The sequence below is a fragment of the Pseudomonas sp. LF020 genome (genome assembly GCF_053456425.1).
In genome coordinates this window covers 83,178-99,123 of sequence record NZ_JBRFIX010000014.1, presented here as the reverse complement: position 1 = coordinate 99,123, position 15,946 = coordinate 83,178, and the positions used below count along the sequence as shown (strand labels likewise).

Here is a 15,946-nt window from a genome sequence, read left to right as displayed (position 1 = left end):
AAAACACAGGCATTGGTAGCTCTTGCTCGCAAGCTCTGCCGAGTGGCATTCACCCTGATGAAGAATCAGGGCGAATACCGATCAGTTTGAGATTCTAGGGTTGCTGAGCAACATAGAATCTCCCACATTTGAAATGCATTCCAAATGTGGGAGCGAGCTTGCTCGCGAAGAGGGCCTGAAGAGCACCCGTTTTCTCAGATCCCTTTGAAGATTCCAGGGCGCCGCTCAACCAGCGACCTCACCCCCTCCTTGGCATCCTCACTCCCCAGCAACTTCTTCACCAGCACCGGCAACCCCTGTGCCGCCGCCGTCTCACCTTCATACCGCGCCTGCCGCGCCGACATCAGCGTCGCCTGCACACCCAGCGGTGCCTGTCGGGCAATTCGCTCGGCCAACTCAATCGCGCGGGGCAACAGATCCTCGCTGGCCATCACTTCCTGTACCAGGCCCAGGTGCAGCGCATCGTGTGCATCGAACTCGTCTCCGGTCAGCAACCAGCGCATCGCGTTGCCCCATCCCGCCACTTGATGAAAACGTAAAGTCGCGCCACCAAAAGGAAAAATCCCACGCTGCACTTCCATTTGCGCGAAGCGGGTGTTGCTCGCACACAGGTTGATATCGGCGGCCAGCATCAACTCGATGCCGATGGTCAGGCAGTAGCCCTGCGCGGCAACAATCACCGGTTTGCTCACTCGCGGTCCGACGAAAACACCCCATGGGTCGCAACCACCGGTCGGAACCTGCCAGCCTTCGGCAAGCGCAGAGCTCGCATTCAGTAAATCCAGACCGGCGGTAAAGTGCTCGCCATGCCCGAACACCACGGCTACTCGTGCCTCGCTGTCGGCCTCGAACTCACCGTAGGCCAGGCTCAGCGCGTTGAGCAGATCGAGGTCGAACGCGTTGCGTTTGGCCGCTCGGTCCAGGCCGATCAGGTGGACATGACCACGACGTTCACGGCTGACGCGGCCGGGGCAGGGCTGATTCATGGGTAAATCCTCGGGCGGGAAGGGCGGGTGCAGCGACGGTATGCCGCACATCGGTGAATCGTTTAAGCGTCATCGCCCGCAAGGCCGGGCCTTTGCAAAATAGACCTTCGCGCGATTATCCGCAAAACCCCGTTACACAGCGGTGACACAGCGATTCAGCTGATAAAAAAAGCTCCCTTTTCGGGCAAATTCCGGTATAGTGCGCGCCGGCCTTTAACCGGGCCGCGTTTAGGTAGCGCAATTCCCCGAAGTCAGCTTCGGCTGCACGTCCGCACTGCGGGCTCTTCCTTGACGATTCTTTTTCATTCATACGTTTTCGCAAATCCCCGCCGACAAAGCTGCCAGGGCGACTCTTGAGTCTCAACACGGCATGTGCAGCTTTGGAGCATGGGTCTTTGCGGATGCACTTAGAGGCAGACCCATGACCCAGGAAATCGGCGGCTTCGCCGCTCTTGAACTTCATCCCAATATTGTCGCTGCAGTAGTCGCTACCGGCTATGAAGAGCCTTCGGCCATTCAGCAGCAGTCGATCCCGATCATCCTCGCCGGTCACGATATGATTGGTCAGGCGCAAACCGGTACCGGTAAAACCGCTGCCTTTGCCCTGCCTATCCTGCACCGCATTGATCCGTCCAAGCGCGAGCCGCAAGCTCTGATCCTGGCCCCAACTCGTGAGTTGGCGCTACAAGTTGCAACCGCTTTCGAAACCTACGCCAAGCAAATGCCGGGCGTAACTGTTGTGGCTGTCTACGGCGGCGCGCCGATGGGCCCACAATTGAAAGCAATCCGTAATGGCGCACAGATCGTTGTCGCCACTCCGGGCCGTCTGTGCGACCACCTGCGTCGCGACGAAAAAGTCCTCGCTACCGTGAACCATCTGGTTCTGGACGAAGCAGACGAAATGCTCAAACTGGGCTTCATGGACGACCTGGAAGTCATCTTCAAGGCCATGCCGGAAACCCGTCAGACCGTATTGTTCTCGGCGACCCTGCCGCAGTCGATCCGTGCCATCGCCGAGCGCCATCTGCGCGATCCGAAGCACGTGAAGATCCAGAGCAAGACCCAGACCGTTACCGCGATCGAGCAGGCTCACCTGCTGGTTCACGCTGACCAGAAGACCTCTGCCGTTCTCAGCTTGCTGGAAGTGGAAGACTTCGACGCTCTGATCATGTTCGTGCGCACCAAGCAAGCGACCCTGGATCTGGCCAGCGCCCTCGACGCCAAAGGCTACAAAGCCGCTGCGCTGAACGGTGACATCGCCCAGAACCAGCGTGAGCGCGTGATCGACTCGCTGAAAGATGGCCGTCTGGACATCGTTGTCGCGACCGACGTGGCTGCCCGTGGTCTGGACGTTCCGCGCATCACCCACGTGTTCAACGTGGACATGCCGTACGATCCGGAATCCTACGTGCACCGTATCGGCCGTACCGGCCGTGCCGGTCGCGAAGGTCGTGCGCTGCTGCTGGTGACTCCACGTGAGCGCCGCATGCTGCAAGTGATCGAGCGTGTCACCGGTCAGAAGGTTGCCGAAGTGCGTCTGCCGGACGCTCAGGCTGTTCTCGATGCACGCATCAAGAAACTGACCAACAGCCTGTCGCCGCTGGTCGCTGATGCCGAGTCGACTCACGGCGAACTGCTGGATCGTCTGACTGCCGACATCGGTTGCACTCCGCGTGCACTGGCCGCTGCTCTGCTGCGCAAGGCCACTAATGGTCAGGCGCTGAACCTGGCAGCGATCGAGAAGGAACGTCCACTGGTGCCGAACAACGCACCGCGTGGCGACCGTCCTGAGCGTTCCGGTGATCGTCCTGATCGTGGTGACCGCGAGCGTCGCGCGCCAATGCCTCTGGGCGAAGGCCGTGCCCGTTGCCGTACCGCGCTGGGTGCGCGTGACGGTATCGCCGCCAAGAACCTGCTGGGCGCGATCCTCAACGAAGGTGGTCTGGCCCGCGAAGCGATCGGTCGCATCCAGGTGCGTGACAGCTTCAGCCTCGTCGAGCTGCCGGAAGATGGTCTGGACAAACTCCTGACCAAGCTGAAGGACACTCGCGTCGCTGGCAAGCAGCTGAAACTGCGTCGCTACCGCGAAGATTGATCCGCCCTTGGGCTGATTGATCGCACATAAAAAATCCCCGACTGGTTCGGGGATTTTTTATGCCTGTCTTTCAAGATCAAAAGATCGCAGCCTGCGGCAGCTCCTACAGGAGAAATGCATTCCAAATGTAGGAGCTGCCGCAGGCTGCGATCTTTTGATCTGCCTTTAACCGAAGCGATAGATGTCCATGCCCAATGCACCCATGGTGAACCCCTGGTGCGCCACGTTGAACTCACCCCCGGCACCCCGTGCGAAATACAGCGGCAACAAATGCTCATCACTCGGGTGGCTGCGCACGGCATTGGGTGCCTGCTGACGGTAGTTGTGCAGAGCCGCTTCGTCGTTGGCTGCAAGCTTGTCGATGACCCAGTCGCGAAAATCCCTGGCCCATGGCTCGACACTGTCCGGGCCGGCGTGCCAGTCCAGTTCGCGCAAGTTGTGGGTGATGCTGCCGGAGCCGATCAGCAGAATGCCTTGCTCGCGCAGCGTCGCCAGCGCTCGTCCGACACGGGTTTGCAACACCGGGCCGCCGCGACTCGGCAGCGACACCTGCACCACCGGAATATCCGCTTGCGGGTACATCAGCGACAGTGGCACCCACACGCCGTGATCGAACGGGCGTTGCGGGTCGAGGCGTGCCGGCAGATGCGCGGTGTCAAGCAATTCAGCCACTTCGGCCGCCAGTTGCGGATCCCCCGGTGCCGGGTACTGCACTTCGAAAAGGGCGCGCGGGAAGCCGCCGAAGTCGTGCCAGGTTTCTGGACGAGGGTTGCTGCTGACCAGCAACTCCTGGCTTTCCCAATGCGCGGAGACAATCACGATGGCTTTCGGCCGCGGCAGTTCGGCAGCCAGGCGCGCAAGAGCCGGGCCACTGGCACCGGGTTCCAGGGCCAGCATCGGTGAGCCGTGGGAGATAAACAGGCTGGGAAACATGGAAAGGTTCCTGAGCGGTAAGATGGCCTCATCTTCAGTCAGATCATTGATCTAAATCTAATATAAGTTTTAACGCCTTTTGATCGAATTTTTTGGGGTGATGCATGCAGCCTGAGTTTTGGCACAAGAAGTGGGAATCCAATCAGATCGGCTTTCATCTGCCTGAGGTGAACCCGTATCTGCAGCGGCACTGGGCGGTACCGGCAACGGCGCGAGTGCTCGTGCCGTTATGTGGGAAAAGTCTGGATTTGGCGTGGCTGGCCGGGCGCGGTCATCAGGTGCTCGGGATCGAACTGTCGGAAAAGGCTATTGAGGACTTTTTCAGGGAGCATCAGGTGCAGCCGCAGATCAGCCAGAAGGGTGCGTTCAAGGTATATAGCGGTGACGCCATCGAGTTGTGGTGCGGTGACTTTTTTGCGCTGACAGCAAGCGATGTAGCCGATTGCACCGCGTTATACGACCGCGCCGCGCTGATCGCCTTGCCAGCGCCGATGCGTGAACGTTATGCGGCGCATCTGCAGCAAATCCTGCCGCGAAGTGTGCAAGGGCTGTTGATTTCCCTGGATTACGATCAGGCGCAGATGCCAGGGCCACCGTTTGCGGTGGGGGATGATGAAGTGCAGCGGTTGCTGGGTGATGTCTGGCAGGTGCGGACGCTGGAAGAGCAGGATGTGCTGGGGGAGAGCTGGAAGTTTCTGCAGGCGGGAGTGACGCGGTTGGAGGAGCGGGTTTATCGGGTTTCTGGCCGATAGGTTTTTATTGGCAGGGCCGGCCTCATCGCTGGCAAGCCAGCTCCCACAGTGATCCCCGTTGTATCAGAAATCCAGAGAACACCACAAAACCCTGTGGGAGCTGGCTTGCCAGCGATGAGGCCAGAACAGGCAGCGCATAACCCCCGAGTACAAAAAAGGCCCGCATCACTGCGGGCCTTTTCGTTACTGTGCCAAACCGATCAACCGCGACGACGCAGCGCGTCGATACGCTCTTCCAGCGGCGGGTGGCTCATGAACATGCGGGCAAAGCCCTGTTTGATGCCACCGTTGATGCCGAAGGCGTTGAGGGTGTCCGGCATGTGCACAGGCAGGCCCTGTTCGGCGCGCAGGCGTTGCAGCGCACCGATCATCGCGTTGGTGCCCGCCAGACGTGCGCCGGCTTCGTCGGCGCGGAATTCGCGTTTGCGCGAGAACCACATGACGATGGCGCTGGCGAGAATGCCCAGTACCAGTTCGGCGAAGATCGTCGCCACGTAGTAGGCGATGCCCTGGCCTTCTTCGTTCTTGAAAATCACCTTGTCGACGAAGTTGCCGATGATCCGGGCGAAGAACATCACGAAGGTGTTCACCACGCCCTGGATCAGCGCGAGGGTGACCATGTCACCGTTGGCCACGTGACCGATTTCGTGGGCCAGAACGGCTTTCACTTCATCCGGCGAAAAGCGTTCGAGCAGGCCCTGGCTGACCGCGACCAGCGCGTCGTTCTTGTTCCAGCCGGTGGCGAAGGCGTTTGCTTCGTAGGCCGGGAAAATACCGACTTCGGGCATCTTGATCCCGGCTTCGCGGGACAGTTGCTCGACGGTTTGCAGCAGCCATTGCTCATGCCGGGTACGTGGCTGGCTGATGATCTGGGTGCTGGTGCTCATTTTCGCCATCCACTTGGAGATGAACAGCGAGAACAGTGAACCGGCGAAACCAAAGACCGCACAGAAAACCAGCAGCTGACTGAGGTTGAGATCAACCCCGTTGGCCGCCATGAACCCGTTGAAGCCGAACAGGCTCAGGGTGATGCTGGCTATCAGCACGACCGCCAGGTTAGTGGCCAAAAACAGCAGGATGCGCATCATGGTTGTAGAAATCTCCTCAAGCTAAAGATGTAGCGTACTGCGGGGTATATAAGGTGCGGCACGGGGTGATTCAACTGAGTGACTATTTCAAACTGTGTCCTACAGCGGATTCCGGGGAGGCAGGCCATTGCCCACGACCGAAACCGAAAGGGCTGACAGCCAGCCGCCACCCGCCACCACTGCGCCATAGGCGTGTGGACTATACGAATCGCAAGTGTAGAAGGCCCTGCGAGGCGGGGAGGGCAGAAGTGTTGCTGAATCAGACAGTGCGCAACGTTCGGGCCGTTGCGCACTGTCGACCGGTTACTGGCGGTAGGACTTGAGGAAGTTGCCGATGCGGCCGATGGCCATCTCGAGATCGTCGACACGGGGCAGGGTCACTACGCGGAAGTGATCCGGCCACGGCCAGTTGAAGGCCGTACCTTGCACCACCAGCAGCTTCTCGGAGAGCAGCAGGTCGAGGACGAACTTCTCGTCGTTGTGGATCGGGCAAACCTTCGGGTCGATTCGCGGGAACGCGTACAGGGCGCCCATTGGCTTGACGCAGCTGACGCCCGGAATGTCATTGAGCAACTCCCAGGTACGGTTGCGCTGCTCTAGCAGGCGACCTTGCGGCAGCACCAGGTCATTGATGCTCTGATAACCGCCAAGGGCAGTCTGGATCGCGTGCTGACTCGGCACGTTGGCACACAGGCGCATGTTGGCCAGCATGTCGATGCCTTCGATGTAGCTCTGGGCATTGTGTTTCGGCCCGGAGATGGCGATCCAGCCGGAGCGGAAACCGGCCACGCGGTAGGATTTCGACAGGCCGTTGAAGGTCAGGCACAGCAGGTCCGGGGCCAGCGAAGCGGTGCAGATGTGCACGGCGTCGTCGTAGAGGATCTTGTCGTAGATCTCGTCGGAGAACACCACCAGGTTGTGCGCGCGGGCGATTTCCAGCATGCCCAGCAACACTTCCTTCGAATACACCGCGCCAGTCGGGTTGTTCGGGTTGATGATCACCATGGCCTTGGTGTTCGGGGTGATCTTGGCCTTGATGTCGGCCAGATCAGGGAACCAGTCGGCACCCTCGTCACACAGGTAGTGCACGGCGTTGCCGCCGGCCAGGCTGACGGCAGCGGTCCACAGCGGATAGTCCGGGGCCGGTACCAGCACTTCGTCGCCGTTGTTGAGCAGTGCCTGCAGCGACATCACGATCAGCTCGGACACGCCGTTGCCCAAGTAGATGTCTTCGATGCCGACACCTTCGACATTTTTTTGCTGGTAGTACTGCATCACCGCTTTACGGGCGCTGAACAGGCCTTTGGAATCGCTGTAGCCCTGGGCCGTCGGCAGGTTGCGGATCACATCCTGGAGAATTTCGTCCGGCGCTTCGAAACCAAACGGCGCCGGGTTGCCGATGTTCAGCTTGAGGATGCGCTGGCCTTCCTCTTCCAGACGTTTGGCGTGCTTGAGCACCGGGCCGCGAATGTCGTAGCAGACGTTGGCGAGCTTGTTCGATTTGCTGAACTGCATGGCGATGTGATCCCGAAAATGAACGATCCAGACGGCGGATGGCCAACCGTACTGGGATTCCTGCGTCTTCGCACAGGCGGAGTCTTGCGCCGTGGCGCCGAGAATCCGTTTGAATGCGCCCGGTCTGGCTGCCAGACTGGCGTGTGACGAGGCGCAATCATACGTGCCACCCGATCCGTGGAAAAGGTACAGATCGGGCTTTTTCAGCCGCTGAGGTGTGACGATGGAAAAGTTGCAAAAAACCCTGGAAGAATGGCGGGCGATGCTCGACCCCGAGCAGTACAACGTATGTCGCCTGAGCGCCACTGAGCGACCGTTCTCTGGCAAATACAACGCCACCAAGACTGACGGCGTCTATCACTGCGTCTGCTGCAATGAGCCGCTGTTCGACTCCGCGACCAAATTCGATTCCGGCTGCGGCTGGCCGAGCTTCTACGCGCCGATCGGCGAAAGCGCCATGACCGAAATCCGCGATACCAGCCACGGCATGATCCGCACCGAGGTCAAATGCGCCCGCTGCGACGCGCATCTGGGCCACGTGTTCCCCGATGGCCCGCCACCGACTGGCTTGCGTTATTGCATCAACTCGGTGTGCCTGAATCTCGAGCCGCGCGAATGAATTGCCCGCTCGACCGGTGCGCTTGATCCACCCTGTAGGAGCTGCCGAAGGCTGCGATCTTTTGATTTTCAAGATCAAAAGATCGTCCGAACGCGGCCCGAACCTTCGGCAGCTCCTACAGGGTTATGTGCAGTTAATTAAATTGCACGCAATTTAATTGCTCGCTATGTTTACGCCTTCTTCCAGAATTCAGAGTGCGGATCATGAGCGACAACCTGCTGAATATTCCTGTCATCACCATCAAGGGTGAGCAAAAGACCCTGGCCGATTTCGCCGGCAAGGCGGTTCTGGTGGTCAACACCGCCAGCAAGTGCGGCTTCACCCCGCAGTACAAAGGCCTGGAAGAGTTGTGGCAGACCTACAAGGATCAGGGCCTGGTGGTGCTGGGGTTTCCATGCAATCAGTTCGGCAAGCAGGAGCCGGGCAACGAAGGCGCGATCAGCGAGTTCTGTGAGCTGAACTACGGCGTGAGTTTCCCGCTGTTCAAGAAGATCGACGTCAACGGTTCTGACGCGCATCCATTGTTCGTGCAGTTGAAAAAACGCGCTCCGGGTCTGCTCGGCTCCGAGGGCATCAAGTGGAACTTCACCAAGTTCCTGATCGGCAAGGATGGGCAACTGGTCAAGCGTTTCGCCCCGACCACCAAGCCGCAGGACATCAGCGGCGAGATCGAAGCCCTGCTCAAATGAACAGCCTGCCCGACGATTCGCTGAGGCTCGACAGTCAGTTGTGCTTCAAGTTGTATGCCGCATCCCGGGCGGTGATTCGTGCTTACAAGCCGATGCTCGATCAGCTCGGCCTGACCTATCCGCAGTACCTGGCGATGCTGGTGCTGTGGGAATGGCAGGACAGTGCGCCGGCGCAACCGACGGTCAAGGCCTTGGGCGAGCGTCTGGCGCTGGATTCCGGCACCCTGACGCCGTTGCTCAAGCGCCTTGAACAATTGCAGTGGGTGCAGCGCCAGCGCTCGGCGCGCGACGAGCGTGAAGTGCACCTGAGCCTGACCGCGCAAGGCCAGGCGTTGCGCGAGCAGGTCGGGCCGCTCAAGGCGCGGTTGTTGTGCGACAGCGGGGTGGACCTTGATCGGCTCAACGATTTGCGTAACGGCCTCGATCAGCTGCTGGGGCAGATCAAAGCGCTGACGTAGCCGGAATCCACTGGTCGAGCAGGGCCGCCAGCTCTTCGCGGCGGAACGGCTTGGCCAGATAATCGCTCATGCCGGCCGCACGGCAGCGCTCGCGTTCTTCGGACATGGCGTTGGCAGTCAGCGCGACGATCGGCAGGTGCGGCCAGCGCCCGCTCTGGCGAATCTGCCGGCTCGCTTCGTAGCCGTCCATCACCGGCATGTTGCAATCCATAAGTACCAGATCGAATTCATCGTGCTCCAGTTGATCCAGCGCTTCGGCGCCGTGGGCAGCGACCACCACATCGCAACCGAGCTTGCCGAGCATGCCTTTGGCCACCAGTTGGTTGACCGGGTTGTCTTCCACCAGCAGCACCTTTGCGCGCCGCCGAACCGGCAGGCTCTCGAGCTGCGTATCGTTGATCATGGTGACGTCCGCCAGCAGGATGCGCCGCAGGATCTGATACAGCGCGTTGCGCGCCAGTGGTCGGGCCTGTTGCTGCAATGGCGCCAGCGCGGCGGCCTCTTCGCTGGGCATGAAACTGCCATAAGCGGTGACAACGAGAATTGGCGCGCTGAGGGTCGGGCGCAGACTGAACAGGCATTCCGGGCAATCGGTGATCAGCAGATCGGGTGACAGGCCCAGCAACGGGTCGTCCATCGTGCGCTGTTCATAAGTCACGCCCCACACCGGCAACAATGTCTTCAGCAGTTCCGCCAAGCCGCTGCTGGCAGCGGTGATCGCCAGTACCTTGCCGTGCAGCGGCGGGGGCATGACCGCCCGGGTGTGACACGGCAATGGCAGATCGGCACAGAACTGGCTGCCGAAACCGGCCTCGGAACTGATGGTCAGCCGGCCTTGCATGGCCTCGCACAGGTTGTAGGTCAGTGCCAGGCCGAGGCCGGTGCCGCCGTACTGCCGCGTGATGCCGGCACCGGCCTGGGTGAACGGCTGGAAGATTTTCACCTGGGCTTCCTGGGCGATGCCGATGCCGGTGTCACAGACCTCGATGCGCACCCCGTCGTTATGCGCTGACAAACGCACATCGACCCGACCGAAGCGGGTGAACTTCAGGGCATTGGACAGCAGGTTGCTGACAATCTGCCGTACCCGGGTCGGATCCCCCAGCACCAGCGCCGGAAAGTGTGGATCGATCAGGCAGGTCAATTCGACGCTGGGCGCGGCGTTTTGCGACAGCAGGTTGGCGGTGTCCTCGATCAGCGAGCCGAGGTCGAACGGGATGTGTTCCAGCTCCAGTTGCCCCGCATCGAACTTGGACAGGTCGAGAATATCGTTGAGCAGCTCGACCAACACCTTGCCCGAGTCATGGGCAATCGACAGTTGTTGCTGTTGCTCGGCATTCAGCGGCCCATCGAGGGACAGGGCGATCATCCCCAGCAGACCATTGAGCGGGGTGCGAATCTCGTGGCTCATGTTGGCGAGGAATGCCGAGCGCGCTTCGGCCATGTCCAGTGCGGTGCTGCGGGCCACCTCCAGTTCCTCGTTGGATTGGCTGAGCCGGGTATTGATGGCCTTGAGCTCGGCGGTGCGGGCCGAGACGATGTGTTCCAGTTGCCCGAGGTAGTCGGTCAGGCGGTTTTCCGCGTTGCGCCGTTGCTGGATTTCCGTGGCGATGTTGTCGAACTGCTGGTTGGCGACTTTGACCAGTACGCCGATCTCGTCATTGGCGTGGCCGGCCGGACATTCCAGGGTCGTCGGTTCCGCACTGCGTGCGTCACGCGCGCTAAGTTCCCGGATCAGGCGCACCAGTGGCTTGGTCAGCATCACGTAGAACAGCGCCAGCAGGATCCCGGTGAGAATCAGGCTGCGGGCAAAGCCGTTGAGCAGGGTGACTTCGGCGCGGCGCAGGAAGCGGCTGCCGAACGCGTAGGTGTCGACTTCAAGACTCAGCGTGCCCAGTGATTCTTCGGGCAGGTGATCGAGGTACAGGCGGTCTTCGAACTGGCGCTTGGCGCCGAACAGGAAGTCGCTGATCACCCGATAACCGCTTTGCAGCTCCGGGCGTTTGACGTTGGCCAGGACATTACCGTTGTTGTCGGTCAATTGCGCCGAGATGATCGCCGGCGAACGTAACAGGCCCAGGGTCAGTTCCTGCGCCAGTTCCGCGTCGATGTTGTAGGCGATACGCGACGCCGGATTGTGGCTGATTTCCAGCAAAGACAGGATTTCACGGTTGATGGAGGCGTCTTCGCTGGCATAATCGATGCCGATCTGCAGCAGGCTGAGCAGCGTGCCCAGAATGAACCCGACCAGCACAGTGAATCTGGCTTGCTTGTAAGACAGCCGGTGGGTGAATTTGATATCCATGGGGTGTTGAACCACTTCCGTTTCCCTTCGCTGCTCAAGCATAGTCGATCATGTATGGATACCGAGGTTCCCGAATCGCCTTGTAACAAGGCCTGAGCGGGGTTTGTTGATCTGATTGTCGTCGCTGAAGCACCATCATCACTTTGAACGTGCCCGAGGAGAAGACGTGGATTCCCGATTGAATGCTTTTCTTGAACGTGCCGAGTCGGTTCTCGCGCGGATCGAACCCTTGCTGCCGGCACCGCGTCCGCTGATCGACTGGGAAACCTGCCTGGCCGCGCGCTGGCAGCGTGACGGGCGCAGTGGCTATTTGTTGCCGCTGGAAGTCAGCCTCGACATGCGCCTGTCCGACTTGATCGGTGTCGACCGTCAGTTGGAACAACTGGGCCGCAACACTCAACAGTTTCTCGACGGCATGCCGGCCAACCATGCGCTGCTCTGGGGCTCGCGCGGCACCGGAAAATCCTCGCTGGTGCGGGCGCTGCTGGCCGAACACGCCAAGGCCGGCCTGCGTTTGATCGAAATCGAGCGCGACCATCTGGCCGACCTGCCGCGCGTGGTCGAGCAGATCGGCAAACTGCCGCAGCGCTTCGTGCTGTTCTGCGATGACCTGTCGTTCGAGTCCGGCGAAGGCGATTACCGCGTGCTGAAAAGCGTGCTCGACGGCTCGCTCGAACAGGCTCCGGAAAACGTTCTGCTGTACGCCACTTCCAACCGCCGCCACTTGGTGCCGGAAAAGGAAAGCGACAACGAAAACTGGAAGCGCGTCGACGGCGAACTGCATCCGAGTGAGGCGGTGGAAGACAAGATCGCCTTGTCGGACCGTTTCGGCCTGTGGCTGTCGTTTTATCCGTTTACCCAGGAACATTTCCTCAACGTCGTCGAACACTGGATCGGCCAGTTGGCGGCCAAGGCCGGCTTGAGCTGGCAGCGCGACGAAGCACTGGACATCCTCGCCGTGCGCTGGGCCACCGGGCGCGGCAATCGCAACGGACGTTGCGCGTACCAATTCGCCCGTTACTGGGTGGGACTGAAATTGCTGGAGCACAAGGCATGATTGATTTGCAACAAAGCGGGCAAGGCCTCGAAGGCTATGGCATGTTGGCCGCACAACTGGAATCGCTGTTGGCGGACGAGCGCGACTTCATCGCCAACGCCGCGCAGTTTTCGGCGTTTCTGTTCAACCAGCTCGATGACTTGAACTGGGCCGGTTTCTACCTCAATCGTAACGAGGAACTGGTGCTTGGCCCGTTTCAGGGGCAGATCGCCTGTGTGCGCATTCCGTTCGGTCGCGGTGTATGTGGCGCGGCAGCGGCCAGTCGGCAGACCCAGCGCGTTGAAGACGTGCATGCCTTTCCCGGTCATATCGCTTGCGACAGCGCCTCCAACAGCGAGCTGGTCGTGCCACTGGTCAAGGACGGTCGGTTGATCGGCGTACTCGATCTCGACAGCCCGAAACTCGCACGTTTCGGCACCGCCGATCAGGCCGGTATCGAGCAACTGGCGGCGATCTTCCTGCGTCTGACCGACTGCTGATCAGGCGCTTAAGCCAGCCTTGCGCAACAGGCTGGCCAGATCCACCGCATCGATCTGGCGCGGATCGAGAAACCGTGCGGCGTACTGCATGTACACTTCGTCGTTGATGAACAGTGCAAACAGCTCGGGGTCGATGTGCGCCTCGCGGGACATGGTGGCCATGATCCCCAGGGCTTCACTCAAGGATTTGGCCTTCTTGTACGGCCGATCCGCCGCTGTCAGTGCCTCGAAAATATCGGCAATCGCCATCATCCTCGCCGGCAGACTCATGTCCTCGCGCTTCAGGCGTTTGGGATAACCGCTGCCGTCCATTTTTTCGTGATGACCGCCGGCGATTTCCGCAACGCTGTCCAGGTGCCCGGGGAAGGGCAGGTGGCTGAGCATCAGGATCGTCTGCACCATGTGGTGATTGATGATGTAGCGCTCCTCGCGAGTCAGCGTGCCTCGGGTAATGCTCAGGTTATACAGCTCGCCGCGATTGTATTTATAACGCGGCACATCCAGTTTGAACCCCCACGGATTGTCTTCCGGAATCAGCTCGCTGTCGGCACGCTGGATCAGATGTTCTGGCTTGTCCGCCAGCAGTGGCTCGCTGACCGGCAGATTCGGCGCCGGCGTTTGCGCCTGACGGCGGTGTTCCTCCCATGACACGCCCAGACGATCATCGAGGGTGCGCGTCCAGCGGCGCTCGGCGATGCGCTCAAGGCGCTGCAGATCAGCGGGTGCCATGGCTTCACCACCCAGATTGCAGCGGGCAACGAAGGCAAAGTCATCGTCCAGTTGCGTCAGCGTGGCGTCACGCAGTTCGCTCAGTTGCACCTCGTTGCCGCCCAGCGCCAGCGCCTGCCAGTAACTGATCCAGGCATCGCGCTTGAGCACTTCGAAACGGGTGCGGATTTCGTGGATGCGATCGTTGAGGGTTTCCAGTTTGGTCGCTTTGTCGACGACATATTCCGGGGTCGTGACTTTGCCGCAATCGTGCAGCCAGGCCGCGATGTGCAGGGCCTCCCATTCGTCTTCGCTCGGTTGGTAGCTCTGGAACGCCGGCGCCTGACTGGCGGCAGCGGCCTGCGCGAGCATCAGGGTCAGCTCCGGCACGCGCTGGCAGTGGCCGCCGGTGTAGGGGCTCTTGGCGTCGATGGCGCCGGCCAGCAACTGAATGAACGCGTCGAGCAACTGCTTCTGCTTCGCCTGCAGGCGCTGACTTTCGATACTCACCGCCGCCGCACCAGACACGGCTTGCAGGAAGGCGATGCGGTCCGGGCGCAGTTTTTCCAGGTCCTGAGCGCTGCCGCTGTCGTTGATCAGCAGAAGCAACAGGCCGATGGTTTCGTTGTGCCGATTACGCAGGCGGATGCCGATCAGGTGGATGCGCGGCGACTGCATGGCCAACAAGACTTTCTGCAAGTCCCCGGCCTGTTCGAAGCCAAGGCTGCTGACCACGTTGTCAGCGTTGATCAGTTGCTGGAACCACGCCGGCCCTTGATCGGCCAAGAGATCCCGGCCCAGCACAGCGAACTCGCCCGGCTCGTGCGAGGCGCCATCAATGATCAGTCCGTAAGGCGCCATCCGGTTGCCATCGCTTTCGCGCAGGTAGATCAACCCAGCCTGCGCCTGGGCAATCTGAACGGTCTCGAACAGCACCCGTTGCAGCAGCGGGGCGAAGCGGGTTTCGGCGCACAGACTGTCGGTGATGCGGAAGAAACTGGCGAGTGTTTCCTTCATGCGGGCCATCGACAGGCTCAGCTGGTCGACCTCCAGCACCGGCGAGCGGCGGGTGACCGGAAAGTTGAAATCGAAGCTGCGGATCGCGTCGGCTTCCTTGACCAGCGCATGCAGCGGCTTGACCAGAATCCGTGAGGTCAGCCAACCCAGTGGCAGGCACAGCAGCAAGGTCGCCAGGGTGATCAGTGCACCCTGCCAGCGCATGCGGTAGGCGTCGGCCAGCAACTCGTCCTCTGGCACCACCAGGGCCATTTGCAGACCTCTCGGCCCACCCTCCTGCAAATGGCTGCGGGCGACGATCCAGTGGCGGCCATCGACGTTCAGCCGTTTGCCCTGATGCGTGGTGGACAGTAACGCGTGCAGAGTCGGGCTCAGGTCGGCGGCCTTGGCCAGGCGTGCGCTGCTGTCGTCGACAATCAGCCGGCGGCTGTCCGGGTAGGCCACGGCGTTGCCATCGGCATCGAACAACACGATTTCGGTGGAGGGGGTGACCACGTGTTTGAGCAAGGTGGCCGAGAGAGCTTCCAGCGTCAGGTCGGCACCGATCACGCTGGTTGCGCTGCTGCGTCGGGCCAAAGTAGTGCCCACGTTGTGCGTGGAGAAGAACACATAGGGCTCGGTAGTGATCTGATCACCCTGCTGCAGGGCGTTGGTGTACCAGTTGCGAGTGCGCGGATCGTAGCGGTCGTCGGGATTGTCCTGGCGCCCGACGGGTGTCAGCGCCTGGTCGAAGAATAGCGACTGCGACGACGCAGCGCCGCTGGCATCGTGCTCGATGCTCCAGACCTGATAGGCCGCCGTCGGCGGCGCCTTGAGCAGGGTTTTCAGAGCGCTGGTGCGCAACGGCCGGACCATGAAGAAGTCGCCGTTGCCGTAGCCCAGATACAGCGAAGCGAGATCGGTGTTGTCCTTGAGTGACTGACTGAACGGCTTGAGCAACGCCAGACGCTGCTGCAGGTTCGAGGCCCCGGCGGCCTGATTGTCGGCCAGCAGGCTCAGCAGATGACGGATCGGTTCGTAGGTTGAATGCAGGTCCAGGCGCACGTCCTGTTCGATGCGATTGAACAGGTTTTCACTGCTCGACAGGATGATCCGGGTGGTCTGGCGATAATTGAACAGCCCCAGCACCACGCCTGTCAGCAACAGCAGAAAGGTGAACATGACGCTGATGTGCACGTGCAACGGGAACCGGCGTTGATCCGGGCGCAGTGGGCTGGGCATTGCTGACTCTCCATTGAAGTAAAC

The 15,946-nt window shown here is 60.7% G+C and carries 13 protein-coding genes; 7 read left to right on the top strand and 6 right to left on the bottom strand.

The window, feature by feature from the left end; translation table 11 throughout:
- Positions 1-194: 194 nt before the first annotated feature.
- Complete coding sequence (locus ACU680_RS25515; RefSeq protein WP_448180861.1) at positions 195-986, bottom strand: crotonase/enoyl-CoA hydratase family protein; 792 nt, start codon at positions 984-986, stop codon at positions 195-197.
- Between the two features lie 421 nt (positions 987-1,407).
- On the opposite strand from ACU680_RS25515, the gene ACU680_RS25510 reads away from it, so the two are divergent.
- Positions 1,408-3,081 (top strand): DEAD/DEAH box helicase, encoded by a 1,674-nt coding sequence (locus ACU680_RS25510; protein ID WP_007964821.1) that lies wholly within the window; start codon positions 1,408-1,410, stop codon positions 3,079-3,081.
- 165 nt (positions 3,082-3,246) lie between these two features.
- Here the strand turns inward: ACU680_RS25510 and ACU680_RS25505 are convergent, their stop codons facing one another.
- Positions 3,247-4,014 (bottom strand): DODA-type extradiol aromatic ring-opening family dioxygenase, encoded by a 768-nt coding sequence (locus ACU680_RS25505; RefSeq protein WP_448180860.1) that lies wholly within the window; start codon positions 4,012-4,014, stop codon positions 3,247-3,249.
- 104 nt (positions 4,015-4,118) lie between these two features.
- Here ACU680_RS25505 and ACU680_RS25500 point away from each other — a divergent pair, with 104 nt between their 5' ends.
- On the top strand, positions 4,119-4,766 hold the full coding sequence (locus ACU680_RS25500; RefSeq protein WP_448180859.1) for a thiopurine S-methyltransferase: 648 nt from the start codon (positions 4,119-4,121) through the stop codon (positions 4,764-4,766).
- 200 nt (positions 4,767-4,966) lie between these two features.
- On the opposite strand, the gene htpX is transcribed toward ACU680_RS25500, so the two are convergent.
- Together htpX and ACU680_RS25490 are read right to left on the bottom strand one after the other, a co-directional pair.
- On the bottom strand, positions 4,967-5,854 hold the full coding sequence (htpX, locus tag ACU680_RS25495; protein ID WP_007964827.1) for a protease HtpX: 888 nt from the start codon (positions 5,852-5,854) through the stop codon (positions 4,967-4,969).
- 303 nt (positions 5,855-6,157) lie between these two features.
- Positions 6,158-7,369 carry a pyridoxal phosphate-dependent aminotransferase gene (locus ACU680_RS25490; protein WP_003226761.1) on the bottom strand — a complete coding sequence of 404 codons (1,212 nt, stop codon included), beginning with the start codon at positions 7,367-7,369 and terminating at the stop codon, positions 6,158-6,160.
- A gap of 223 nt (positions 7,370-7,592) precedes the next feature.
- Between ACU680_RS25490 and msrB the strand changes: the two genes are divergently transcribed.
- The 3 genes from msrB (at position 7,593) to ACU680_RS25475 (ending at position 9,135) form a co-directional block, all read left to right on the top strand.
- Positions 7,593-7,988: a peptide-methionine (R)-S-oxide reductase MsrB gene (gene msrB, locus ACU680_RS25485; RefSeq protein ID WP_448180858.1), complete on the top strand. Its 396-nt coding sequence runs from the start codon at positions 7,593-7,595 to the stop codon at positions 7,986-7,988.
- Between the two features lie 203 nt (positions 7,989-8,191).
- Positions 8,192-8,677, top strand: coding sequence for a glutathione peroxidase (locus ACU680_RS25480; protein ID WP_367085268.1), 486 nt, complete (start codon positions 8,192-8,194; stop codon positions 8,675-8,677).
- Positions 8,674-9,135: a MarR family winged helix-turn-helix transcriptional regulator gene (locus ACU680_RS25475; protein ID WP_448180857.1), complete on the top strand. Its 462-nt coding sequence runs from the start codon at positions 8,674-8,676 to the stop codon at positions 9,133-9,135. Before ACU680_RS25480 ends, ACU680_RS25475 begins: the two co-directional genes overlap by 4 nt.
- Here ACU680_RS25475 and ACU680_RS25470 read toward each other — a convergent pair.
- Positions 9,119-11,440, bottom strand: a complete 2,322-nt coding sequence (locus tag ACU680_RS25470; protein WP_367085266.1) for a hybrid sensor histidine kinase/response regulator — start codon at positions 11,438-11,440, stop codon at positions 9,119-9,121. The genes ACU680_RS25475 and ACU680_RS25470 overlap by 17 nt on opposite strands.
- A gap of 166 nt (positions 11,441-11,606) precedes the next feature.
- Between ACU680_RS25470 and ACU680_RS25465 the strand changes: the two genes are divergently transcribed.
- Positions 11,607-12,497: an ATP-binding protein gene (locus ACU680_RS25465; protein WP_448180856.1), complete on the top strand. Its 891-nt coding sequence runs from the start codon at positions 11,607-11,609 to the stop codon at positions 12,495-12,497.
- A complete protein-coding gene (locus ACU680_RS25460; RefSeq protein ID WP_123587425.1) occupies positions 12,494-12,976 on the top strand; it encodes a GAF domain-containing protein in 483 nt (160 codons plus the stop codon). The genes ACU680_RS25465 and ACU680_RS25460 overlap by 4 nt, the downstream gene beginning before the upstream one ends.
- On the opposite strand, the gene ACU680_RS25455 is transcribed toward ACU680_RS25460, so the two are convergent.
- Positions 12,977-15,922 carry an HD domain-containing phosphohydrolase gene (locus ACU680_RS25455; protein ID WP_448180855.1) on the bottom strand — a complete coding sequence of 982 codons (2,946 nt, stop codon included), beginning with the start codon at positions 15,920-15,922 and terminating at the stop codon, positions 12,977-12,979.
- Positions 15,923-15,946: the final 24 nt, after the last annotated feature.